This window comes from Phenylobacterium sp. (assembly GCF_030681155.1).
Classification (GTDB): Bacteria; Pseudomonadota; Alphaproteobacteria; order Caulobacterales; family Caulobacteraceae; genus Phenylobacterium.
The window spans coordinates 32,182-54,577 of sequence record NZ_JAUXXE010000007.1 but is presented as its reverse complement, the minus strand read 5'-3'; the positions used below and the strand labels follow the sequence as shown (position 1 = coordinate 54,577).

The following is a 22,396-nucleotide window of genomic DNA, read 5'->3' as shown; positions in this document are numbered from 1 at the left end:
GCAACGCGGTTAATATCGACGCAATGCTCTGTGCCTATGGTCGCCTCATTCGAGGGGACAGGCGATGGCGGTCGCGATCCTGCAGGCGCGCATGAGTTCGACGCGGCTGCCGGGCAAGGTCATGAAATCAGTGGCGGGACGGCCGATGCTGGAGCGCCAGATCGAACGCCTGCGCCGATGCTCGACCCTGGATCGGCTGATCGTGGCGACCAGCGACGACGCATCCGACGATCCCCTCGCCCAGTTCCTTCAGACCATCGGCGTCGAGACGTTTCGCGGCTCCTTGCATGACGTGCTCGGGCGCTATGTCGGCGCGGTCGAGGCCCTCGGCGTGAACGGCCCGGTCGTGCGGCTGACCGCCGATTGTCCCCTGGCCGATCCCGAGATCGTGGATGCCTGCGTGCGGCTGCAGGCCCGGCTTAGCGTCGACTACGCCTCAAATGCGCAGCGCCGAACCTATCCACGCGGATTGGACGTCGAGTGCTTCAGCCTGGACGCCCTGCTCGCCGCCGGACGCGAGGCGACCGACCCCTATGACCGCGAGCACGTGACGCCCTTCCTCTATCGGAACCCCGAGCGGTTCAGCCAAGGCGATCTGGTGCAGGACCGAGACGAAAGCGCGCTGCGCTGGACGGTCGATACCCCGGAAGACTTGGCCTTCGTCGAGCGCGTCTACGCCGCCCTCTATCCGACCAAGCCGGACTTCAGCTCCGCTGACATTCGCACCCTCCCCTTCTCCCATTTCGAACCTGATCTCTAGGAGCCTCCCATGACCGGCACGCCGGCCGACCCCAAATCCGCCTGGGCGGGAGACTTCGGCGCTGAATACACCGCGCGGAATGTCGCCTCCGACGAGGCCTTGCGCGCCCGGACCCTAATGTGGGGCCGCATCGCCCAAGCCTTCGCGGGCGATCCGCCCAAGTCGGTCCTGGAGGTCGGCTGCAACCTCGGCCTCAACCTGCGGGTCATCCCCCAGCTGCTCGACGCCGAGCTTTCGGCGATCGAGCCCAACCCTGCGGCGCGCGAGCGGGTGGTGGCCGACAAGATCCTGCCGCCCGAACGGCTGCACGCCGGCTTCGGCGACAACATCCCGCTGGCCGATGGCGCGGTGGAGTTGGCCTTCACCTCCGGGGTGCTGATCCACGTCGATCCGGAACGCCTGCCCGCCACTCTGGACGAGATCCACCGCGTCTCCTCGAAGTACATTCTCTGCGCCGAGTATTTCTCGCCGCGCGCCGAGACCCTGCGCTATCGCGGCCAGGAAGGTCTGCTGTTCAAGAACGACTTCGGCGGCCTCTACATGGACCGTTTCCCCAACCTGCAGCTCATCGACTACGGCTTCTTCTGGAAGCGCGCGACCGGCCTGGACGACCTGACCTGGTGGCTATTCCGCAAGGCCTAGCCGACCATCGTCCAATCCAGCGGCGTCCCGCGCTTGAGGGCGCGGCTGGCCTTGCGGCCCAGCACCTCCGGCAGGTGCTTGGGCGGCAAGCCAAATCCTGGCCTGATCGACCGCACGTTCTCCGGCGTCAGGGCTTCGCCCTCCGCGACGTCGGCGACCACGTAGAGCGAGCGGCGGAAGTCGCGATTGGAGGCCTCCGAGGCCACCTCGTCGTAGCGCACCGAGCCCAAGGCCAGCCAGGCGTCGTGGCACTCGGTCACAAGCCGTGCTAGCTCGGGCGGCTCCAGCGAGAAGTCGGAGTCGACCCCGCCCTCGGCTCGGTCGAGCGTGAAGTGCTTTTCGATAAAGCAGGCGCCCAGCGCCACCGCCGCCACCGAAACCGTCACGCCCATGGTGTGGTCCGATAAACCCGCCACAGCGCCATGCTCAGCGGCCAGATGCGGCAGGGTCAGCAGGTTCATGTCCGATGGGGGCGCCGGGTAGCCGCTGGTGCAATGCAGCAGAATGATCTCGGTGGCCCCTGCGCCGCGCGCCGCGGCCATCGCCTCGGCGATCTCCTGCGGCGAAGCAAGACCCGTGGACATGATCAACGGCTTGCCGGTTCGGGCGCACAGTTCGATTAGCGGCAAATCGACCAGCTCGAACGATGCGATCTTGAAGGCCGGCGCGTCCAGGGCGGTCAGCAGCTCCACCGCGGTCGCGTCGAATGGCGAGGAAAAGATCGTGATCCCAATCGCCTTGGCGTGATCGAACAGTTGCTGATGCCAGGCCCACGGGGTGTGGGCCTCGTCATAGAGTTCGTGCAACCGCCTTCCGTCCCAAAGGCCGCCATGCACCGTGAAGCCCGGGCCGTCATGGTCGATGGTGATGGTGTCGGCGGTATAGGTCTGCAGCTTCACGGCGTCCGCGCCGGCCGCCTTGGCCGCGTCGATGAGGGCCAAGGCCCGGCCGATGTCGCCGTTGTGGTTCCCCGACATCTCGGCGACGATATAGGGCGGATGACCGGGGCCGATCTTGCGGCCGGCGATGGTGACGATGGGCTGGCTCACGCCGCACCTCCAGACTCAAGCCGCCGCAACCCGGCGGCCCTGAGACATTCTACGCCTCAGGATAACAGGCCTGGCATGCGCTTGGCCCCCCAGTCGACGCCCGCAACGAGGCGCCGGGCCGGTCTCGCGACCGCCCGCCGTATCTGCCCCCGGTCGTGGTTAAGGGACGGTGTAGTCGCCGCAATCGAGCTCCATTCAGCCCGTCTTGAGCTCCAGCCCCTGCAAGCTGCCCTCGGCCCGCCAATCTTCCAGCAGTTGGATGAAGGCGATGGATCCCTTGCCATAGGAGCCGTTACGCGCGGCCAGGGCCGAAGGCTGACCTTCGTTGTTGTAGTAGCCGGGGGTGCATTCTTCGGCGAACTTCGCGCGTTGAAGGGCCGAGGCGACGATGGTCTCGACCCACGCCGCTTCGGCCTCCGGCGAGGTCTCCACCAGGGTCACCCCATTCTCCTGCGCGTGAGCCACGATGTAGGCGATGTGCTTGCCCTGCTCGTTCAGCATGTGCGGGTAGTTCACTGTGAAGCCTGACTGGCTGTTGCTCATCACAAAGCAGTTCGGAAAATCGCGCACATGAATGCCGTGGAAGGTTGAAACGCCCTCGCTCCACTTCTCCGTCAGGGTCTTGCCGCCCCGTCCGTGGATCTCATAGCCGGCCCGGCGAGCATACTCGGTGCCCACTTCGAAGCCGGTCGCGTAGATCAGGCAATCGATCTCGTATTCGACCCCGTCCACCACCACGCCCGTCTCGGTGATGCGCTCGACGCCGCGCCCCTGCGTGTCAATCAGGGTGACGGTCGGCCGGTTGAAGGTGTCGAGATATTCGTCGTGGAAGCAGGGCCGCTTACAGAACTGGTTGTAGTAGGGCTTCAGCGCCTCGGCGGTGGCCTGGTCACGAACCACCTGGTCCACCCGGCCACGGATCTGCTCCATCTTCTGGAAGTCGGCGAGTTGCACCAGGGTGTCGGGATCCTGCGCCCCCGCCCCGGCCGCCTTGCTCCGCGCGATCATGCCCAGGTTGCGGATGATGTCGGTCCAGCCGTCATTGACTAGGTCCTCCTTGGCGAAGCCGCCCGAGACCAGAGTGTTGAAATTGTCCATCCGCGCCTGCTGCCAGCCCGGCGTCAGCTCGCCGGCCCACTCGGGATCGGTGGGCCGGTTGTTGCGCACGTCGATGGAGGATGGCGTTCGCTGGAAGACGAAGAGTTCGGCGGCGGCGGCCCCGACATGCGGCACGCATTGAACCGCCGTCGCGCCGGTGCCGATGATCCCGACCCGCTTGCCGGCCAAGCCCGTCAGGCCGCCGTTCGAGGTCCCGCCGGTATAGTCGTAGTCCCAACGGCTGGTGTGGAAGGAATGCCCCTTGAAGGTCTCGACGCCGGGAATGCCGGGCAGCTTGGGCCGATGCAGCGGGCCGTTGGCCATGCAGACGAAGCGCGCCTTCATGGCGTCGCCGCGGTTGGTGGAGATGATCCAGCGCCCGCCGGCCTCGTCCCAGGCCATGCCGGTGACCTCGGTCTGGAAACAGGCGTTGGAATAGAGGTCGTACTTCTCGCCGATGGCGCGGCTGTGGGCCAGGATCTCCGGCGCGCGGGAATACTTCTCGACCGGCATGTAGCCGACCTCTTCCAGCAGCGGCAGATAGACGTAGGATTCGACGTCGCAAGCCGCGCCTGGATAGCGGTTCCAGTACCAGGTCCCGCCGAAGTCGCCGCCCTTCTCGATGACGCGAATGTCCTTCACCCCGGCCTCGCGCAGCCGCGCGGCGGCCAGCAAGCCGCCGAAGCCGCCGCCGATCACCACCACCTCGACCTCATCGGTCAGGGGCGCGCGGGCGAAGCCGGGCGCGACATAGGGGTCGTCTAGATAGTGAGCGAAGTCGCCGGCGATTTCCCGGTACTGAGAATTGCCCTCGGTCCGCAGGCGCTTGTCGCGCTCGGCGCGGTACTTTTCGCGCAGCTTGTCGGGATCGAAGCCGAGCCCGCTCTCCGCCTGGATCGTGTCAGCTGAATCGGCCATGCGTTCCTCCCGAGAACATCTGGCCTCATCGAACCTCCGATCACCTTGGGGAAGGCAACGGCCGATGCGAGGCCGGGATCAGGGCGGCCATCCGCTCATCAACGCCATGCCGCCAAGCACGAAAAGCGCGACGAACAGGGTCGTGCCGACCAGCACCAGGATCGGCCGCCAGCCCACCTTGGCCAGATCCCCCAGCGCGGTCTTCGCGCCCAGGGCGGCGATCGCGGCGACCAGGCACCAGCGCGAGGCGTCCTGCAACGGATCGCGGATCCAGTCACCGACCACGCCGGTGGAATTGATCGCCACCAGCGCGGCGAAGGCGATCAGGAACACCGGAATCAGCGGCGGGCGCTTGGCGTTCGCCTCAGCCGAGCGGCGATAGATCAGCGAAATGATCACCACCGCCGGCAAAAGCAGAGCGACCCTGAACAGCTTGACGATCGTGGCGGTGTCGCCGGCTTCCGGCGAAACGCTGTAACCCGCGCCCACCACCTGGGCGACATCGTGAATGGTGGCGCCGAAGAACGTGCCAGCCGCCACGTCGCTGAAATGCAGCATGGCCGCGAGCGTCGGATAAAGGATCATCGCCAAGGTCGACAGGGTGGTGACGCCCACCACGGTTAGGACGACGTCACGCTCGTGCGTCTCGCTGCGCGGCAGGACCGAAGCGATCGCCAGCGCCGCCGAGGCGCCGCAGATCGCCACCGCGCCGCCCATCAGAACCCCGAGCGGCCCTCTCAGCTTCATCGATCGCGCCATCAGCCAGCCGACCAGAATGGTCAGGACGACCGCGACCGCCGTCAGCGTCAGGGCGCCGGCGCCCACCGACCGAACCTGGTCAAAGGTGATGCGCATGCCCAGCAGGGCCACGCCGATCCGCAGGATTTGGCGCGCGGCGAAGTCGATGCCCGGGCGGCAACGAGGGTCATCACCGGTGAAGTTCACCGCCATGCCCAGCAGCAGGGCGAACAACATGACCGGCGCTTTGTAGTGCTCGGAGAGCCATTGCGCCGCCAGGGCGACGAGACCGGCGATGAGCACGCCCGGCGCATATCGCCGCACCTTTGCGACCAGGCTCTCACGCGGACCAGGCGTCCCGCCCAGCCGATCTGGCGCGCCTTCCAGCGAGTCCAGGGAGCGAAATGCAAGATCGCCGACATCATCGCGCATCATGGCGAACTCGCTGGTTGAGCCGGATCGCGGCGCGGCCTCGAACAATAGATGCGCCCGGTCATCAGCAGCAAGCCGCCCGAACCCCATGCGGTCCAAGACGTCAATTGCAAATCGTTCTTATTAACGCCTATAGAACCCCTCACAACGATAGTCGGGGATGCAGATGGCTTTGAGAACGGCGAGCGCGGCGCGTGTACGGGATGTCCATCTGGCGGCTGGAGCGAGCTTGATCGCCCTGGCTTTCGGCACGCAGGCCTTCGCCCAGACCAAGAGCGGCCCGACCGAGGTGTCCGAATTGGTCATCACCGCGGCCCGCACCACCCTGCCGGCCAGCGCCCTGCCGATGACCGTGGACATCGTCGACGCCGACACGCTTTCGCAACAGGTGTCGATCAGCGGCTCGGTGGTCGATGCGATCTCCTCGCTCTCCCCATCGTTCTCGCCAACCCGCCAGAAGCTGTCGGGCAGCGGCGAGACCCTGCGCGGCCGCTCGCCGCTGTTCGCCATCAACGGCATTCCGCAATCGACCCCGATCCGCGACGGCTCGCGCGACGGCTTCACCATCGACCCGTTCTTCATCGACCATGTCGAACTGATCTACGGGTCGAACGCCTTGCAGGGCATCGGCGCCACCGGAGGCGTGGTCAATCAGGTGACGGTCGGGCCGCCCAAGGAGGACGGCCTGTCTGGCAGGGTCCTGGCCCAGGTCAGCAGCGACACTCGGTTCCACGGCGATGGCCTGGGCTGGAAGACGGCGGGTCTGGCGGGTTATCGCGCCGGGGCCTTCGACGCCACGCTGGGCCTCGCCTATGAATCCCGCGGCGCCTTCTATGACGGCCGTGGCCGGCGGATCGGCGTCGACAACACCCAGGGCGAGATCCAGGACTCCACCAGCACCTCGATCTTCGGCCGCTTCGGCTGGCAGATCGACGAGAGCCTGCGCATCGACCTTGTCGCCAACCGCTTCGAGCTGAAGGGCGACGGCGACTATGTGATCGTCGCCGGGGACCGCACCAAGAACCGCCCCGCCAGCAGCATGCGCGGGACCATCCAGGGGCGGCCTGCCGCCAATCGCGTCGAGACGCTGTCGGTGGCGGTGACCGACGACGACCTGGTTGGCGGCGACCTGACCGCCCAGTTCTTCTACAACCGCTCGCGCGACACCTTCGGGGGCGACCGCAGCGCCACTTTCCAGGACGCCCGCCTCGCCCCGATCGGCACGCTGTTCGACCAGTCGTCGAACCAGTCGGAAAAGATGGGCGCGAGGATCGGATATGAGCGGGAAATTCCGTTCGTGCCGGGCCTGAACACCACCTTCGGCCTCGACACCATGAAGGACCGCACCGAGCAGTCGCTCATTCAGACCAAGCGCGCCTGGGTGCCGCCGACCCAGTTCCAAAGTATCGCGCCGTTCGTCCAGGCCAATCTGGCGCTGCTGGACGACAGGCTGCACCTGGCCGGGGGTCTGCGCTACGAGTCGGTGACCTTGAAGGTCAGCGACTACACGACCCTGGCCTCCTACGGCTCGCGCGCGGTGGGCGGCGGCGATCCGTCCTTCGAGGCGACCCTGCTGAACGGCGGCATCGTGGTGAAGCCGACCCAATCCCTGCGCCTCTACGCCAGCTACGCCGAGGGCTACACCGTGCCCGACGTCGGCCGGATCCTGCGGGGCGTGAACCGCGACGGCGTCGACGTGGACAGCTTCCTCGACATCAATCCGGTGGTCTCCGACAACCAGGAGATTGGGGCCGAGTGGAAGCGCGGCCCCATCGAGGCGACCGCCGCCTATTTCTGGTCGACCTCCAAGCTTGGCCAACTGCTGGTGCTCAACCCCGCAACCGCCGTCTACGACGTCCAGCGGCAACGGGTGGAGATCGAGGGCCTGGAGCTGAACGTCACGGCCAAGACGCCGGTCCCCGGCGTCACCGCCTCAGCCGGCTACGCCAAGCTGAAGGGCCGCGCTGACAGCAACGGCGACGGCTCGACCGATATCGACCTCGACGGGGCGAACATTTCGCCCGACCGCTTCAACTTCGCGCTCAGCTATCAGCAAGGGCCGCTGGCCGCGCGCCTGCAAAGCCAGACCTATCTGCAGCGCAGCTACGAGGGTGCCGATCCGCGCAACAACTTCCAGGGCTACACCCTGGTCGACGCCACCGTCCGCTACTCGGCGCCGGTCGGCGACGTGTTCTTCAGCGTCCAGAACCTGTTTGACCAGCAGTACCTCAGCTACAGCTCCGACACCTCCAACCCAGCCGACAATCTGCGCTACTTCGCCGGTCGCGGGCGGGTCTTCACCCTCGGTCTGGAACGCCGCTTCTGATGTCGATCCTGCGTCTCGCGCACCGGTGGGCGGGCGGGCTGATCGGCCTATCCCTGGCCATACTGGGGTTGAGCGGCGCCATGCTGGTCCACAAGGACGACTGGCTGCGGCTCACCACGCCCCACGCCGCCGAAGCGCAGATGCAGGACACCGCCACCCTGGCCGCCGCAGTCCAGAGGATCTTCGAAGATCCCGACCCGCCGCGCTCCATCGTGCTTGCCAGCAAGCGCCTGGGGCTGCATCGGCTGTCCTATATCGACAAGGAACGTGGGGCCTATGCCGACCAGACCGGCGAGATCGTCGCGCAATGGTCCTCGAAATGGGAGCGGCCGGAGATCTGGCTGTTCGACCTGCACCACTATCTGTTGGTCGGCGACACGGGAAAATTCGTCGCCGGAGCCCTGGGGCTGGCGGGCCTCGCTTTCGTCATCACCGGGGTGATCCTCTGGTGGCCGACCCGGCGGCTGTTCACCTTTAGTCTATGGCCCGCGAAGATGTCGCGCGCCGCCGTGGTTCGCCAGCACCGCGACCTCGGCGTGCTGGTCGCGCCCCTGTTGTTCATCTCGCTGCTGACCGGCGTCGCCATGACCCTTCCCAAGGTCGAGGAGGTGATGCTCGCCCCCTTCTCAAGCCCCGCCGAGATGAAGGCGTCTGAAGGCGCGCCGAAAGCCAAGGGCGGGCCGTTGGCCCCCGACACCGATTGGCTGGAATTGCTGAACGCCACACGAGCGCAGTATCCTGGCGCTGAGATCCGCACCATCGGCCTGCCGACCAAGCCGGGCGCCCTGATCTCGGTCAGGCTACGCCAGCAGGCCGAGTGGCTGCCGAACGGTCGGACCATGTTCTGGTTCGATCCCGCCACCGCCCAGCAGGTCGCCACCCGCAACGCCCAGACCCTGCCGACCGGGCTGCGGATCGCCAATCTGGAATACCCGATCCACGCCGCCAAGGTCGGCGGCCTGCCCTATCGGCTGGTCATGACCGTGTCAGGCCTGGCTCTAGCACTGCTCGGAAGCCTCGCCGTCTACACCTTCTGGGCCAACCCGAAATTCCAGAAGCGCAAGCGACCCTCGACCCCGCACGCTCGCGCCTAACCCTTGTCACCGCGCGGCCTCCGCCGGTCGCGGCCAGGGCGCCGGGTGGTCAGGGCGTGGTGGCGCCCACGGTGTAGTGCACCTGTGCGCCCGGTCCGAGCGGCAGGTCCAGCAACACCCAGCCCACCGTCATGCCGATCCCGACGACCATGAAGGACAGGGCATAGGGCAACATCAGCGCCAGCAGCGACCCCACACCAATCCCGCGGTCCCATCTTTGACCGAACGCTAGGATGAGCGGGAAGTAGCTCATCAGCGGGGTCATGATGTTGGTGTAGCTGTCGCCCATGCGGTAGGCGGCCGTGGTCATCTCAGGACTGATGCCCAGGAGCATGAACATCGGGACGACCACGGGTGAGAGCGCGCTCCACTTCGCCGACGCAGATCCGATGAAGAGATCCAGAAACGACGAGAGCAGCAGGACGCAGACCAGCAGCAGCGCCGGCGGCAGGGCCATTGCCTGCAGCGCTTCTGCGCCATTGATCGCGATGATCGGGCCGATCCGCGACCAATTGAACATGGCTACGAAGTGGGCGGCGAAGAACACGAAGACCAGGTAGGGCGCCATGGTTCGCACCCCGTGCTGCATCATCTCCACCACGTCGTTCGCCGACTTCACTGCGCCGGTGGCTCGACCAAACGCGACGCCGGTCAGCAAGAACAGCAAAAAGAACCCTGCAATCAGGGAGCCGTAGAGCGGCTGCAGGCGGGCGGGGCCTTCGGCCTCCTGGTTGATGAGCGGGGTGTACCCCGGCCACAGGGCGAGCGCCGCAAAGGCGCCGATGACGAGCAGGGTGACCAGGCCGGCGCGGCGCAGTCCCTTGCGCTCGTCGGCGGTGAGGTCGGACTTTTCCAGATCCGCGCGCAGGTCGTCATCGACGACGCCGCTCCAAGGACCCAGGCGCGGCTCGATGACCCGATCTGTGACGTACCAGATGATCGGCGTGAACAGCACGACGATGGCGCAGATATAGTACCAGTTGCCGAGGGGGTTCATCGTCCAGTCCGGCTGAACGATCCGCGCGGCTTCCTGGGTGAAGCTCAGCAACAGAACGTCAATCTGCCCAGGCAGGAGATTGCCGGCATAGCCTCCCGACACCGCTGCAAAGGCGGCCGCCAGCCCGGCCAGCGGGTGACGCCCGGCGACCGCAAAGGTGATTGCAGCCAGGGGGATGAAGACGACATAGGCTGCGTCGGAGGCATGGTGAGACACCATGCCGATCAGCGCCACGATCGGTGTCAGCAAAGCCTTGTTGGCGTTGCCCAGCGAGGCCCGGATCAACGCGGAAAATAGTCCCGACCGCTCGGCCACCGCTGCGCCAAGCATGATGGTGAGCACTAGGCCCAGCGGCGCAAAGCCGGCGAACGTGCGCGGCATCTCGATGAAAAGACGCGCGATGTTGTCTGCGGAGAATAGGCTTGAGGCCCGATAGGTCAGGATCCCGTTCGCCAGCTCGGCATGCTCGGGGGCCTTCGCGCCTGAATAGGGCAACGTCGCCTGCCAGCCCAACGCCGCACCGAGCCACGAAAGCAGCATCAATGCGAAGATCAGATAGAGAAAAATGATCGTTGGGTCGGGGAGCAAATTGCCCGCGCGTTCGATCGCACCCAGGAAGCCGCGCTGTCGGTCGGGTCGGCGTTCATAGCTCATGAGGGACTATTGCTCCGGCTTCACCACACCGCCTCTCCGATAGGGGGGCGGTGTGTCTGGTCAAGCCTGAAGCCATCCCCGCACCAAAAAGTGCGACAGGAATAGGCTCCTGACCCCAGCTTTTTGGAAGCAGCCCCTGTGGAGACCGCTCCTAGACGTCGACTTCGGCGTCCAGAGCGTTTTCCTGGATGAACTCGCGGCGCGGCTCAACCAGATCGCCCATCAGGCGGGTGAACATGTCGTCGGCGTCGTCGGCGTGGTTGACCCGAACCTGCAGCAGCGTGCGGGCTTCGGCGTCCAGGGTGGTTTCCCAGAGCTGGTCGGGGTTCATCTCGCCCAGACCCTTGTAGCGCTGGACTGACAGGCCGCGACGGCCAGCTTCCATCACCGCGTTGAACAGGTCGAGCGGCCCACGCACGGTGGCGGTCTTGTCCTTACGGGTGAAGGTGGCGACACCCTCGAAGGTCTCGACCATTCCGGCCGCGCGTTCCGACAGGCGGCGCGCATCGGCGGCGCCGAGCAGCAGTTCGTCCAGCACGATCCGCTCGGACACGCCGCGCTTGATCCGCGAGAAGACGTAGCCGCCGGTGGCGGCCTTCTCGCCGGTCCAGGCGCCGTCGCCCTCCTCGGCGTAGAGGTCCAGGCGCTTGGCCGCCTTGGTCACGTCGCCGCCGTCTTCGGTCAGCAGGCCCGCAATCGCCGCCTGTTCGATGGCGAAGGCCGGAGCGCGCGAGGACAGTCGCTCGACATTGGCCTTCGCGCCGCGAGCGCTCTGCACCAGAGCCAGCAGGTCGGCGCCAACCAGACGTTCACCCGAGGACAGATCCAAAGTCGCGCCCTCGACACCCTCGTCGATCAGATAGTTCTCAAGCTCGGCATCGTCCTTCAGATACCGGGACTGCCGGCTCTTGGTCGCCTTATAGAGCGGCGGCTGGGCGATATAGAGATAGCCGCGCTCGATCACCTCCGGCATCTGCCGGTAGAAGAAGGTCAGCAGCAGGGTCCGGATGTGGGCGCCGTCTACGTCGGCGTCGGTCATGATGACGATCTTGTGGTAGCGCAGCTTGTCGATGTTGAAGTCGTCGCGCCCGATGCCGGCTCCGAGCGCCGTGATCAGGGTGCCGATCTGGTCTGACGACAGCATCTTGTCGAAGCGCGCGCGCTCCACGTTCAGGATCTTGCCGCGCAACGGCAGGATCGCCTGGTTCTCGCGGTTACGCGCCTGCTTGGCCGAACCACCGGCGGAGTCACCCTCGACCAGGAAGACTTCCGACTTGGCCGGGTCCTTCTCCGAGCAGTCGGCGAGCTTGCCGGGCAGCGAGGTGATGTCGAGCGCCGACTTGCGGCGGGTCAGTTCGCGGGCCTTGCGCGCAGCTTCCCGCGCCGCGGCCGCCTCGGCGATCTTCTGGACGATCAGCTTGGCTTCGTTCGGGTGTTCCTCGAACCAGGTCGAGATGCCTTCGGAGACCAGGCTTTCCACCGCCGGGCGCACTTCGGACGAGACTAGCTTGTCCTTGGTCTGAGAGGAGAACTTCGGGTCCGGAACCTTGACCGACAGAACGCAGGTCAGGCCTTCGCGCGCGTCCTCGCCCGACAGCGAAACCTTCTCGCGCTTGGTCGCGCCGGAGCTCTCGGCATAGCCGGTGATGATGCGGGTCAGGGCCGAGCGGAAGGCCGCAAGATGGGTGCCGCCGTCCTTCTGCGGGATGTTGTTCGTGAAGCAGAGGACGTTCTCGTGATAGCCGTCGTTCCACCAGAGCGACAGGTCGAGCTCGACATTGTCCTTCTTGCCGCGAACCACGATCGGGGTCTTCAGCAGGGGCGTCTTGGCCTTGTCGAGGTGGCGCACGAACGCCTCGATGCCGCCCTCATAGTGCAGCAACTCGACGAAGGGCTCGGCTTCGCGGTTGTCCTTCAGCCAGATCGTCACGCCGGAGTTCAGGAAGGCCAGTTCGCGCAGACGATGCTCGAGCGTCTTGCGGTCGTATTCCACGAACGAGAAGGTCTCGGTCGAGGCCATGAAGGTGACCTCGGTGCCCGACAGGAACTCGCCGTTCTCGCGCAGCGGCGCATCGCCGGTGACGATCAGGGGCGAGACCGCATCGCCGCGGCGGAATTCCATCTCATAGGCCTTGCCGCCACGATAGATCTTCAGGCGCAGCCAGTCCGAAAGCGCGTTGACCACCGAGACGCCGACGCCGTGCAGGCCGCCGGACACCTTGTAGGAGTTCTGGTCGAACTTACCGCCGGCGTGCAGCTGGGTCATGATGACCTCGGCCGCAGAGACGCCTTCGCCCTCATGGATATCGGTCGGGATACCGCGGCCGTCGTCGGTGACCGTCACCGATCCGTCGGCGTTCAGGATCACCTCGACGCGCGTCGCCCAGCCGGCCAGGGTCTCGTCGATGGCGTTGTCGACCACCTCATAGACCATGTGGTGCAGGCCAGAGCCGTCATCGGTGTCGCCGATGTACATGCCCGGGCGCTTGCGCACCGCATCCAGGCCCTTCAGGACCTTGATGGACTCGGCGCCGTACTCGGCCTGTCCGTTGTTTTCGGGCGTGTTGTCGGGAATCTGCGTCTCGTCGGTCATTCGGTATCCAGAATCGCCAGGCTGGAGCCGTCCACATGGACGCCCTGGGCCCGGCCCTTCAAATCCTCGAAGAGATGCTCGTCCGTGCCGGTCAGGAACGCCTGCAGCTTGAGCGCCTCGATTTCGTCGAATAGCGCAGCTCGCCTTCGGCGATCCAGATGCGCAGCGACCTCGTCTAGCAACAATATAGGGTTTGGAGCCGATTCTGCACGCGAAAGACGCGCTGCCTGGCCCAAAACAAGGTTCAAAATCAGGGCTTTCTGCTCACCCGTCGAGCATTCCGCCGCCGGCCTGTCCTTTTCGGCGTGGATCACGGCCAGATCTCCGCGATGGGGCCCCGTCAGGGCCCTCCCAGCCGAGGCGTCACGCTCCCGCGCGCCAGCAAGTGCGCGGATCAGACGCGCCTCGATTTCGGCCAGATCGACGCCCTCGCCGGCCATCTTCTCCCAATCCCCGGTCAGGGTCAGCCGCGCCTGCGGGAATGGACGATCACCCCGGCTGTCGATCTCGGCCTGCAGCGCCGACAGAGTGCGAGCGCGCGCCGCAACCATCAAGGCGCCGGCCTCGGCCATCCGGGCTTCCAAAGCCGTCAGCCAGGCAGGATCGGCGGGACCATCGGTCAGCAGCCGCATCCGTTCGCGCTGGGATTTCTCATAGGCGGAGGCGTGGGCCGCATGGCTGGGCTCGGCGGCGAACACCAGCCGATCGAAGAACCGGCGCCGATCTCCAGCCCCTTCCAGAAAGAGGCGGTCCTGCGCGGGGGTCAGCCACACTTGGCGTTGATGATCCGCCAACCGGCCGGGCGGCACGGGCTCGCCCTCCAGCCGCACGGTGCGCCGCGCCGCGCCGGCGCTTTCGATGCCCGTCCCGATCCGGGTCGGCTCGCCGCCCTCCTCGATCACGGCGGCGACCGCCCAGGCCCGGCCCTGCGTCTCGCCCGGCATCCGCCGACCGAGCTCGGCGCCGGTGGCGTTGCGAAGGCCGCGCCCAGGGGTGAACAGGCTGACCGCCTCGAGCAGGTTGGTCTTTCCCGCCCCATTGGGTCCAACCAGAAACACCGGCCGCCCGTCGAGAGGCAGCTCGGCCCGCTGGTAGGAGCGGAAATCCGTCAGAGTCAGATGGGTGAAGGCCGTCACGCGCCGGTCATAGCGGGTTTCGCCCCCGCAAGCGAAGGCTTGAGCTCACCCTCAATATGGCTAGGCTCGCAGCCAGGGGTTGTAGGGGCATACCGATGAAGTTGAGGCACGTTTTGATCGGCGGGATCTGCGCCGTGACCGCGAGCGGCGGCATGGCTCAAGCCCAAAAGATCACCAATCCCGACTGGGCCTCGCGGCCCGACGGGCGGCAGGTCGCCGAGGCCTATCCGCCCCTGGCGATGCAGATGCGCATCGAGGGCCGATCGACACTCTCCTGCACCGTGTCCCTCGAAGGACGACTCCGAAACTGCGTCGCCATGGCGACCACCCCGACCGGTTTGGGCTTTGATAGCGGCGCTCTCAAACTCTCCGAGAGCTTTCGCATGACGCCTAAAATGGAGGACGGTCGCCCCAAGCCGAGCGGGACCGTGAGAATTCCCATTCGCTTCGTTCTCCCCAAGGACGGTCAGGGCGACGCCGGCCCGCCGCCCGTCATCGGCGCACCCACATCGCTGGCTGCAGCCAAGTTGGCGGCGCGTCTCGCGCCGCTCCTGAGCCGCGACATGATCGCGCTTCAGGACATCGCCGCCGAGATCGCGCTCGAAGCGGCTGGAGGCGGTGATCAACAAAGCGGCGCTGCGCGACAAGCCGTCAACGACGGAACAAGAGCGGTGGCGCCAGCTTGGGGCGTGGCCCTGGCCGACGCCTATGCCGCGACCATGACCGAGACGGAGCTCCAGGCCGTGCTGGATTTCGTGTCCAGTCAGACAGGAAACGGCCTTGAAACCCGGCGCGGGCGGGTCCTCGCAGCGCAACTACCCATCCAAGACCAGTTTATATGGACCATCACCGCCCTGGCGCGGGACAAGTTCTGTGCTCAAGCCGAATGCCGATTTGATCGCTGGCGGCCACCGGAAGACGTGGCCCTGGTCAATCCGCCATGGAGCCGGCAGCCGACGGAAATCGACGTCCAGAGCATGGCCCCCCCCGATCACCAACCTCCTGGGGCTATCGGGATGGGCGCAAATCAACTGCATCGTCCAGCCTTCGGGCGGGTTGGACTCCTGCGTCGCCGTTCGCGAATCGCCTACGGGGCTGCACTTCGGAGGCGCCGCGCTACATGTGTCAGAGGGCTACGAGATAGACCTAGCCAAGGTCGATAGGGCCGTCTCTGGCGACATCGTCGCCGTCTTGGTCAACTTCAACCCGAACAGCTTTTCGTCGCACACTCCAGACTCACGTCCGCGCAGCGAGAGACAGGGCAAGGCCCCCTCGGAGGAAGCGATGAGCTTGGCCCGTCGCATCGTCGAAGCCGACACGACGATGCAGCCGATCGACGACCTGGCGGACCAACTTAGAATTCCGACCAGCGTCCCAGGCGCAAACAACCCAGAACTCATGGGCGCAAAGGCCCTGGTCGAGGCCATCCAGGAAAGCCGGAATGCGCTCGTGGAGCAGATGGCGGAGACCTACGCCGTCGAATATACGCCCGCCGAACTGCGGCGGATCCTCGACTTCAGGATCGGGCCCGGCGGTGAGGCGATGAAACGCCTCGACCCCAATCTGCTTGCAGCCATTGAGCGCTTCTATGGCGCCCAGGCGTCGGCGGAAGCGCGGCGGCGCTTCTGCGCTGATCGCAAATGCGAACCCGCACCCGCCAAGGCCGCAGCGTCCTAGACCCGCAGCGGCATCAATACGTATTGGACGTCTGCGTCGGTCGGGTCGAGGACCAGGGCGGGGTCGTTGGGACCGCCGAAGCGGAACTCGGCCTGTTCGGCGCCGATCTGGTCGGTGACGTCGAGCAGGTAGCGGGCGTTAAACGACAGCTCGAAGGCCTCGCCGTCGTAATCGACCTCGACCTCTTCGACCGCCTGGCCAGCTTCCATGTTGCGGACCGTCAGGATCACCCGGCCCGGCTCAATCGCCATGCGCACCGAGCGGCTCTTCTCGGCCGAGATGGTGGCGACGCGGTCCACCGCCTGGGCGAACAGCTTGTTGTCGACCATCATCACCCGGTTGTTGTCCTTGGGGATGACGCGGCTGTAGTCGGGGAAGTTGCCGTCGATGACCTTCGAAGTCAGGGCGGCGCCCGAGAAGTCGAGACGCAGCTTTTGCGGGCTGACCTGCAGATCGACGCTCTCACCGGCGTCCTCCAGCAGGCGTCGAGCCTCGCTGATGGTCTTTCGGGGCACGATGACGCCGGGCGTCCCGGCCGAACCCTCCGGCGCCGCCATCTCGGCCAGGGCCAGGCGGTGACCGTCGGTGGCCACAGCGCGCAGCTTCTGCACGCCATTGTCCACGACCGTGTGGAGGTAGAGGCCGTTCAGATAGTAGCGGGTCTCTTCGGTGGAGATCGCAAAGCGGGTCTTGTCGATCAGGCGGATCAGGTCGCCGACATCCACGGCGATCGGCGCGGACAGGCCATCGGACGACATCACCGGGAAGTCGCCGGCCGGCAGCACCGGCAGGTTGAAGCGCGAACGGCCGGCCGCCACTGTCAGGCGCGGATCCTCGCCGGTGAAGCTGAGAGAGACATCAGCCCCCTCGGGCAGCTTGCGCACGATTTCATAGAGGGTGTGGGCGGGCGCGGTGATCTGACCGGGCTGATCGACCTGGGCGAACGCCTGGTCGATGATCTCCATGTCGAGGTCGGTGGCTGAGAAGGTCAGCCGGTCGCGCTCGGCCGACAGCAGCACATTGGACAGGATCGGGATGGTGTTGCGGCGTTCGACGGCGCTCTGCACATGCCCCAGCGCCTTCATCAGCGCCGCCCGTTCGATCGTAAGCTTCATGGTCTCGTCCGAATCTCCATGCGCCGACGCATCTATGCGTCGTCGCCCCCAACGCTGGAGGGACTTGCGACATTAGCCAAAATCCCGGCGCGGGAAAGGGGCTGTCGGCAAGTGATAGGGGATGATCAGGCTGATGCTATGTCGAAGCGCACCGCCGAGCGACCGAAGTCGACGGCGACGGTGGTGAACTGGGTGAGCAGATCGATGCCCAGCATGATGGTCGGGGCGTCATGCAGATCCCAGAGCTTGAAGATCGGCATGTCAGTGAAGACCACCGGCACATTGCCTAGAGTCAGCCCGCCCAGGCGGATGAACGGCAAGGCCAGTTGCTGTCCAGAGAACGATTCGCCGGCGATGGAGATCATCCGGACGTTCACGGCGTTCTGACCTGAGCTCGGGTCGAGGCGCTCGATCAGGTTGCGCAGCGAGGTATTGCCCAGTGAAAACTGCGAGCCGGAATCGATCATCGCGCTGATCTTCCGCCCGCTGATATCGGCGTCGACGATGGTCAATTGTCCGGACTTGCGCCGCGCCGGGACCACCACCCGGTTCCGGCCGCTGTTCTCGGCGCGCGATTTTGTGATCTCGAGCGTGTTGCCGGAGAAGCCGAACACCAGCCGCTGGCCCTTCAGCCAGTCGATACCCAGCACGCCGTCGATGTCGAAGCCGCCCATCGGCAGCACCGGCGCCTCGACCTTCTTGCGGATGCGCGTGCCGATATCGAGCTGATCGATCATTACGCTGGGCCGGGCGCGCCGCCCGACGATCGTGTTGACCATCAGTTCGCGCCCGCGCGGCAAGGCCTGCGAAGCCGCCAGTTTCTCGGACACGCAGGAAACATTGGCGCCGGTGTCCACCATGAAGCGGAACGGCCCCTTGCCATTGATCATCACCGGAGCGGTGACCTGCTCGAAGAGTTCGCGTGTGACCGCGATCTGAGTCGGGGTCTCTTCGGGATCCACCGCGAGCGCCGGCGCTGTCGGAAGCGGCGTCGCAGGGGAATTGGCGGGGATGGGATCTTGGACGGAGGCGACAGCAGAGCCCGCCAACAGTACGCCGCCAGCCGCGGCGAACTGCCCAAGAGCACGTCGGCGAGTCTGTGACCCGACCAGCACGTTTTCCATCCCTTATGACCTGGGACGAAGCCTACGCCTCTGCTTGAAATCGGTCAATTTTTCTAATGCGTTAGCCTGGCGCGTCCCGCCCGCCCCAGTGTCTCAACGGGGCGGGCGGCGCAAACCTATTCGGGCGGCGAAGAGCCTTCTTCCGTCGCCATCAGGGTTTCGGCGATGGCGCCCATCAGCAGGCGCTGATTGCCCTCCGGCAGGGCGTCAACATAGTCCAGCAGCCGCCCCGCCAATTCCTCGAGCCGGACGTCGGCCTCCTGGGTGTCCTTGGACACCGAGCCGACCAGTTCGATGGCCACGAGGGCCACCACGTCGGCGACCTCGCGGACGGTGACAGTGGTGGTCTCGAGATCGACCACGGCGCTAGGCGCGCGTATCGACGGAGCCGCCGGAACCGTCGCCGTCGTTGGCTGCATAGGGATTGGCGCCCGAAGAGCCGTCGCCGCCCGAACCTTCGCCGGTCGACCCCTTGGCCGCGACGACCACCATGGCCGGACGGATCAGGCGACCGAGCAGGTCGTAGCCCGGCTGCAGCACCTGGATGACGCCGCCAGCGGCGACCTCGGTCGAGGGTTGTTCCATCATCGCCTGGTGCTGGTGTGGATCGAACTTCTCACCCTTGGCGGGGTCGATCTTCTTCAGCCCGTTGTTCTCGAACGCCGCCTGCAGCGCCTTTTCGGTCATCTCCATGCCGACCACGAAGTTCTTCAGCACCGGATCGGCGCTTTCGTGCGGGCTGGCCAGGGCGCGGGCCAGGGTGTCGGCGACGGTCAGCAGGTCGCGACCGAACTTCTGGATGGCGTAGGCGCGCGCGTCATTGGCCTCGCGCTCGGCGCGGCGCTTGGTGTTCTCCGCTTCGGCGGCCACCCGCAGGACCTGATCCTTCAGCGCCTGATTTTCGGCGCGCAGGGCCAGCAGTTCTTCGGCCGCAGCGTCCGCGACTTCGTTGAACTCTTCGGCCGGCGTTTGATCGTCGGACATCTTCTAATCCTCTACGTGTTCGTCACCTGGGACAGGACGCGGGCGGTATAGTCCACCAGCGGGATGACCCGGGCATAGTTTAGGCGGGCGGGACCGATTACGCCGATCGCGCCCAGCACCTTCTGCCGGCCCGTCATATAGGGCGCGGCGATCACTGCGGAACCCGAAAGGGAAAAGAGTCGCGTTTCGGCGCCGATGAAAATCCGTACGCCCTGGGCTTCGCGGACGTCATCAAGCAAACCGATAAGCTGTTCCTTTTGTTCAAGATCGTCGAACAGCATCCGCACGCGCTCGAGGTCGTCGAGCGTCTCGCGATCGTGCAACAGGTTGGCGCGGCCTCGGACAATGAGGGCCCGCTGGGCGTCCTCGCCGCCGCCCCAGGCGGCCATGCCGTCCTCGACCAGCCGCGCGGCGGCCTCATTCAACTGGCGACGGGCGTCGTCGAGCTCGGTGCGGATTTCGGCGCCGGCCTCACCCAGGGTGCGGCCGCGCAGCCGGGCGTTCATGAAGTTGGAGGCTTCCTGCAGCGAAGACGGCGTCACGCCGGCCGCCAGCTTCATCAGCCGGTTCTCGACCACGCCGTCCTCGAAGACCATCACCGCAAGCGCCTGGTCCGCCGACAGAGCGACGAACTCAACATGCTTGACCCCGGCGTCCCGCACCGGACTGACCACCACTCCCGCGCCGCCGGCGAGCCCCGAGAGGATCGCCGTCGCCTCGTTCAGGGCCTCTTCGAAATTGCGCCCCTTGGCCGACAGCCGGGTCTCGATGGCGCGGCGGTCATCCTCGGCGATGTCCCCGACCTCCAGCAGGCCATCGACGAACAGTCGCAGCCCCGCATGAGTCGGAATTCGCCCGGCGCTCACATGCGGCGCGCCCAGCAGGCCGAGCTGGGTCAGATCCTGCATGGTGTTGCGGATCGAGGCCGAGGACAGATGGACGCCGCCCTTGGACAGGGTGCGCGAGCCGACCGGCTCTCCGGTTTCGAGATAGCCTTCGACGACGCGGCGGAAGATTTCGCGGGCGCGTTCATCCAGCTCAGCCAGCGACGGGCCGGGGAAAAGCAGCGGGGTGGTCACGACGGGGTACGGCGCTCGGTCAGAGCCATGGACTGAACCTCTTTGATCTAGGATAAGCCCGCCGGCGCAAGACGCCAGACCCAACGCCAAGGTTTCCAATGCGCCCCTCAGAACGTACCGCCGACCAGCTCCGCCTCGTGACCCTCGAAACCGGCGTCAATCGCTATGCGGAAGGCTCCTGCCTGGCGACGTTCGGCCACACCAAGGTGCTGATCACCGCCAGCGTCGAGGACCGGGTGCCCGGCTTCATGCGCGGTCGGGGCCAAGGCTGGGTGACGGCCGAATACGGCATGCTTCCGCGCGCCACCCACCCCCGCGGCCGCCGCGAGGCGTCGGAAGGCAAGCAATCGGGCCGCACGCAGGAAATCCAGCGACTGATCGGTCGCTCGCTGCGCGCCGTGGTCGATCCGGCGGCGCTGGGCGACCGCCAGATCTCGCTCGACTGCGACGTCATCCAGGCCGACGGCGGCACCCGCACCGCCGCCATCACCGGCGCCTGGGTCGCCCTGCGCATGGCGACCAAGTACCTGATGGAAGAAGGCCTGATCACCACCGACCCGATCCTGGACCAAGTGGCCGCCATTTCGTGCGGCATCTTCAAGGGCGCGCCGGTGCTGGACCTGGAATATGAAGAGGATTCCAACGCTGAGGCTGACGCGAACTTCGTGCTGACCGGCAAGGGCTCGATCGTCGAGGTCCAGGCTACCGGTGAAAAGCGCGGCTTCAGCCAGGACGAGTTCGACGGCCTGTTCTCGCTGGCGCGCAAGGGCATCGGCGAACTGTGCATCCTGCAACGGCAGGCTACCGGCGGCTAATCCTGGAGTCAAAAACGCCGCCCCGGGGGCGGGGGCGGCGTTTTCATCATCAATCAGTACGGCCGGCGACGAGCGCCGCCGGATGTCGTTCTTAGAAGGCGTTCAGCAGATAGCGGAACGACGAAGCCGGCATGCGGGCCAGTTCGCGAGCGAACGGTCCCATCAGACGATCGATGAAGCTTTCAACGGCTTGGGCCATGTCCATCTCCTTTGTGTGCGTTGCAGCAATTGTTGCAGCGCATATAGGAGGGTGACGCTAGGTTATCAACGGTCAGGACCGCATTTTTGACGGGTGCGCTGCAATTTTTTAGCGAGTCTCGCTGCGGCGCGGCATAAAAGTCACGCTTGGAAACGGCCTCGCCGGGCTTTGTCAGTCCAGATCATCGTCCATGGGCTCATCGTCGGGGCCGGGCTCGTAGATGAGCAGGTCGCCCGGCTGGCAATCGAGTTCGCGGCACAGCGCCGCCAGGGTCGAGAACCGCACGGCGCGCGCCTTGCCGGTCTTGAGGATCGAAAGGTTGGCGATGGTGACGCCGACCCGGTCGGCCAGTTCAGTCAGGGACATGCGCCGCTCAAGCAGCACGCGGTCGAGATTCACACGGATCGGCATGGCTAGATCGTCAGCTCCGCTTCACGACGCAGGCGGGCGCCTTCGCGGAACACCTCGGCCAATACGAACACCACCAGCACCGAGAACCAGGCCGTCGGGCTGAATTCCGGGCGTTGAATGTCGGCGCCCGGCAGCGCCCACATGCCAAGGCCGTAGATCACGTAGCGTCCGATCTCCAGCCCAGCCAGCACGAGGCCGATCACCCGCAGACGACGCACATTTTCAGGGTGAAAGGGGTCGCCGGCCGTCAGGGTCGCGAAGATCCTGCGCAGCCGCTCGACGATCACCAGCACGCCAGCCAGATAGAGCGCTGCCGCGGCCAGGCCGCCCAGCAGCACCGGCCCGCGCGAGATGATCTCCGCGTCACCAGCGCGGATTGAGAAGTTGTCGATCAAATCTGGGTTGAAGCTGAACAACAGGGCGGCGAGCATCATCAGCGCCACTGCACCAAGGCCGATCCAGAGTGCGACGAAGACCACGTCCAAGATGATCTTCAAGAAGCTCGATACCGAGCCCGGCCCCAAGGCGCGCATCGCGGCCCTCCGTCCAAGAAAC

20 protein-coding genes are annotated in these 22,396 nt (G+C 66.0%); 7 read left to right on the top strand and 13 right to left on the bottom strand.

The genetic code is table 11. The features are described 5' to 3' along the window. The first annotated feature begins 64 nt into the window (after positions 1 to 64). Positions 65 to 760, top strand: a complete 696-nt coding sequence (locus Q8M13_RS01665) for a glycosyltransferase family protein (RefSeq protein ID WP_305297883.1) — start codon at positions 65 to 67, stop codon at positions 758 to 760. A gap of 9 nt (positions 761 to 769) precedes the next feature. After that, a complete protein-coding gene (locus Q8M13_RS01660; RefSeq protein WP_305297882.1) occupies positions 770 to 1,402 on the top strand; it encodes a pseudaminic acid biosynthesis-associated methylase in 633 nt (210 codons plus the stop codon). Here Q8M13_RS01660 and pseI read toward each other — a convergent pair. The 3 genes from pseI to Q8M13_RS01645 all read right to left on the bottom strand — a co-directional run bounded on the left by pseI (position 1,399) and on the right by Q8M13_RS01645 (position 5,640). Next, entirely contained in the window at positions 1,399 to 2,451 is a 1,053-nt protein-coding gene (gene pseI / locus Q8M13_RS01655; RefSeq protein WP_305297881.1) for a pseudaminic acid synthase, read from the bottom strand. The two genes, Q8M13_RS01660 and pseI, sit on opposite strands and share 4 nt — an antisense overlap. 195 nt (positions 2,452 to 2,646) lie before the next feature. Then, entirely contained in the window at positions 2,647 to 4,467 is a 1,821-nt protein-coding gene (locus Q8M13_RS01650; RefSeq protein ID WP_305297880.1) for an NAD(P)/FAD-dependent oxidoreductase, read from the bottom strand. A 78-nt stretch (positions 4,468 to 4,545) separates the two neighbouring features. Continuing rightward, a complete protein-coding gene (locus tag Q8M13_RS01645) occupies positions 4,546 to 5,640 on the bottom strand; it encodes a YeiH family protein (protein WP_305297879.1) in 1,095 nt (364 codons plus the stop codon). A 163-nt stretch (positions 5,641 to 5,803) separates the two neighbouring features. On the opposite strand from Q8M13_RS01645, the gene Q8M13_RS01640 reads away from it, so the two are divergent. Both Q8M13_RS01640 and Q8M13_RS01635 read left to right on the top strand, forming a co-directional pair. Next, positions 5,804 to 7,963, top strand: a complete 2,160-nt coding sequence (locus Q8M13_RS01640; RefSeq protein WP_305297878.1) for a TonB-dependent receptor — start codon at positions 5,804 to 5,806, stop codon at positions 7,961 to 7,963. Beyond that, positions 7,963 to 9,057 carry a PepSY domain-containing protein gene (locus tag Q8M13_RS01635; RefSeq protein WP_305297877.1) on the top strand — a complete coding sequence of 365 codons (1,095 nt, stop codon included), beginning with the start codon at positions 7,963 to 7,965 and terminating at the stop codon, positions 9,055 to 9,057. Before Q8M13_RS01640 ends, Q8M13_RS01635 begins: the two co-directional genes overlap by 1 nt. A 49-nt stretch (positions 9,058 to 9,106) precedes the next feature. Here Q8M13_RS01635 and Q8M13_RS01630 read toward each other — a convergent pair whose 3' ends face one another. The 3 genes from Q8M13_RS01630 to recF all read right to left on the bottom strand — a co-directional run bounded on the left by Q8M13_RS01630 (position 9,107) and on the right by recF (position 14,437). Further along, on the bottom strand, positions 9,107 to 10,708 hold the full coding sequence (locus Q8M13_RS01630; protein ID WP_305297876.1) for an AbgT family transporter: 1,602 nt from the start codon (positions 10,706 to 10,708) through the stop codon (positions 9,107 to 9,109). 151 nt (positions 10,709 to 10,859) lie between these two features. Then, a complete protein-coding gene (gyrB, locus tag Q8M13_RS01625) occupies positions 10,860 to 13,301 on the bottom strand; it encodes a DNA topoisomerase (ATP-hydrolyzing) subunit B (protein ID WP_305297875.1) in 2,442 nt (813 codons plus the stop codon). Further along, a complete protein-coding gene (gene recF / locus Q8M13_RS01620; RefSeq protein ID WP_305297874.1) occupies positions 13,298 to 14,437 on the bottom strand; it encodes a DNA replication/repair protein RecF in 1,140 nt (379 codons plus the stop codon). Before recF ends, gyrB begins: the two co-directional genes overlap by 4 nt. 95 nt (positions 14,438 to 14,532) lie before the next feature. Here recF and Q8M13_RS01615 point away from each other — a divergent pair, with 95 nt between their 5' ends. Together Q8M13_RS01615 and Q8M13_RS01610 are read left to right on the top strand one after the other, a co-directional pair. Then, positions 14,533 to 15,600 (top strand): energy transducer TonB, encoded by a 1,068-nt coding sequence (locus Q8M13_RS01615; RefSeq protein WP_305297873.1) that lies wholly within the window; start codon positions 14,533 to 14,535, stop codon positions 15,598 to 15,600. 121 nt (positions 15,601 to 15,721) lie between these two features. Beyond that, a complete protein-coding gene (locus Q8M13_RS01610; RefSeq protein ID WP_305297872.1) occupies positions 15,722 to 16,114 on the top strand; it encodes a hypothetical protein in 393 nt (130 codons plus the stop codon). On the opposite strand, the gene dnaN is transcribed toward Q8M13_RS01610, so the two are convergent. From dnaN to hrcA, 5 genes are all read right to left on the bottom strand, one after another. Further along, complete coding sequence (dnaN, locus tag Q8M13_RS01605) at positions 16,111 to 17,229, bottom strand: DNA polymerase III subunit beta (RefSeq protein WP_305297871.1); 1,119 nt, start codon at positions 17,227 to 17,229, stop codon at positions 16,111 to 16,113. The two genes, Q8M13_RS01610 and dnaN, sit on opposite strands and share 4 nt — an antisense overlap. A gap of 125 nt (positions 17,230 to 17,354) precedes the next feature. Next, a complete protein-coding gene (locus Q8M13_RS01600) occupies positions 17,355 to 18,344 on the bottom strand; it encodes a retroviral-like aspartic protease family protein (RefSeq protein ID WP_305297870.1) in 990 nt (329 codons plus the stop codon). A gap of 125 nt (positions 18,345 to 18,469) precedes the next feature. Then, complete coding sequence (locus Q8M13_RS01595) at positions 18,470 to 18,715, bottom strand: hypothetical protein (protein ID WP_305297869.1); 246 nt, start codon at positions 18,713 to 18,715, stop codon at positions 18,470 to 18,472. A gap of 4 nt (positions 18,716 to 18,719) precedes the next feature. Further along, a complete protein-coding gene (gene grpE, locus Q8M13_RS01590) occupies positions 18,720 to 19,337 on the bottom strand; it encodes a nucleotide exchange factor GrpE (protein ID WP_305297868.1) in 618 nt (205 codons plus the stop codon). Positions 19,338 to 19,348: 11 nt separating this feature from the next. Then, a complete protein-coding gene (hrcA, locus tag Q8M13_RS01585) occupies positions 19,349 to 20,404 on the bottom strand; it encodes a heat-inducible transcriptional repressor HrcA (protein ID WP_370869918.1) in 1,056 nt (351 codons plus the stop codon). A gap of 110 nt (positions 20,405 to 20,514) precedes the next feature. On the opposite strand from hrcA, the gene rph reads away from it, so the two are divergent. Then, positions 20,515 to 21,231 (top strand): ribonuclease PH, encoded by a 717-nt coding sequence (gene rph / locus Q8M13_RS01580; RefSeq protein WP_305297866.1) that lies wholly within the window; start codon positions 20,515 to 20,517, stop codon positions 21,229 to 21,231. Positions 21,232 to 21,601: 370 nt separating this feature from the next. Here the strand turns inward: rph and Q8M13_RS01575 are convergent, their stop codons facing one another. Further along, positions 21,602 to 21,841 (bottom strand): helix-turn-helix transcriptional regulator, encoded by a 240-nt coding sequence (locus Q8M13_RS01575; protein WP_305297865.1) that lies wholly within the window; start codon positions 21,839 to 21,841, stop codon positions 21,602 to 21,604. 2 nt (positions 21,842 to 21,843) lie between these two features. After that, positions 21,844 to 22,374 (bottom strand): DUF2975 domain-containing protein, encoded by a 531-nt coding sequence (locus Q8M13_RS01570; protein ID WP_305297864.1) that lies wholly within the window; start codon positions 22,372 to 22,374, stop codon positions 21,844 to 21,846. Between the last annotated feature and the right edge of the window lie 22 nt (positions 22,375 to 22,396).

Excerpts from the sequence above, each read along its gene's own strand:
- Q8M13_RS01665 (WP_305297883.1), top strand. The coding sequence starts at position 65 with ATGGCGGTCGCGATCCTGCAGGCGCGCATGAGTTCGACGCGGCTGCCG.
- Q8M13_RS01660 (WP_305297882.1), top strand. The coding sequence starts at position 770 with ATGACCGGCACGCCGGCCGACCCCAAATCCGCCTGGGCGGGAGACTTC.
- Q8M13_RS01650 (WP_305297880.1), bottom strand. The coding sequence starts at position 4,467 with ATGGCCGATTCAGCTGACACGATCCAGGCGGAGAGCGGGCTCGGCTTC.
- Q8M13_RS01645 (WP_305297879.1), bottom strand. The coding sequence starts at position 5,640 with ATGATGCGCGATGATGTCGGCGATCTTGCATTTCGCTCCCTGGACTCG.
- Q8M13_RS01640 (WP_305297878.1), top strand. The coding sequence starts at position 5,804 with ATGGCTTTGAGAACGGCGAGCGCGGCGCGTGTACGGGATGTCCATCTG.
- Q8M13_RS01635 (WP_305297877.1), top strand. The coding sequence starts at position 7,963 with ATGTCGATCCTGCGTCTCGCGCACCGGTGGGCGGGCGGGCTGATCGGC.
- Q8M13_RS01630 (WP_305297876.1), bottom strand. The coding sequence starts at position 10,708 with ATGAGCTATGAACGCCGACCCGACCGACAGCGCGGCTTCCTGGGTGCG.
- gyrB (WP_305297875.1), bottom strand. The coding sequence starts at position 13,301 with ATGACCGACGAGACGCAGATTCCCGACAACACGCCCGAAAACAACGGA.
- Q8M13_RS01615 (WP_305297873.1), top strand. The coding sequence starts at position 14,533 with ATGAAGTTGAGGCACGTTTTGATCGGCGGGATCTGCGCCGTGACCGCG.
- Q8M13_RS01610 (WP_305297872.1), top strand. The coding sequence starts at position 15,722 with ATGAGCTTGGCCCGTCGCATCGTCGAAGCCGACACGACGATGCAGCCG.
- dnaN (WP_305297871.1), bottom strand. The coding sequence starts at position 17,229 with ATGAAGCTTACGATCGAACGGGCGGCGCTGATGAAGGCGCTGGGGCAT.
- grpE (WP_305297868.1), bottom strand. The coding sequence starts at position 19,337 with ATGTCCGACGATCAAACGCCGGCCGAAGAGTTCAACGAAGTCGCGGAC.
- rph (WP_305297866.1), top strand. The coding sequence starts at position 20,515 with ATGCGCCCCTCAGAACGTACCGCCGACCAGCTCCGCCTCGTGACCCTC.
- Q8M13_RS01575 (WP_305297865.1), bottom strand. The coding sequence starts at position 21,841 with ATGCCGATCCGTGTGAATCTCGACCGCGTGCTGCTTGAGCGGCGCATG.
- Q8M13_RS01570 (WP_305297864.1), bottom strand. The coding sequence starts at position 22,374 with ATGCGCGCCTTGGGGCCGGGCTCGGTATCGAGCTTCTTGAAGATCATC.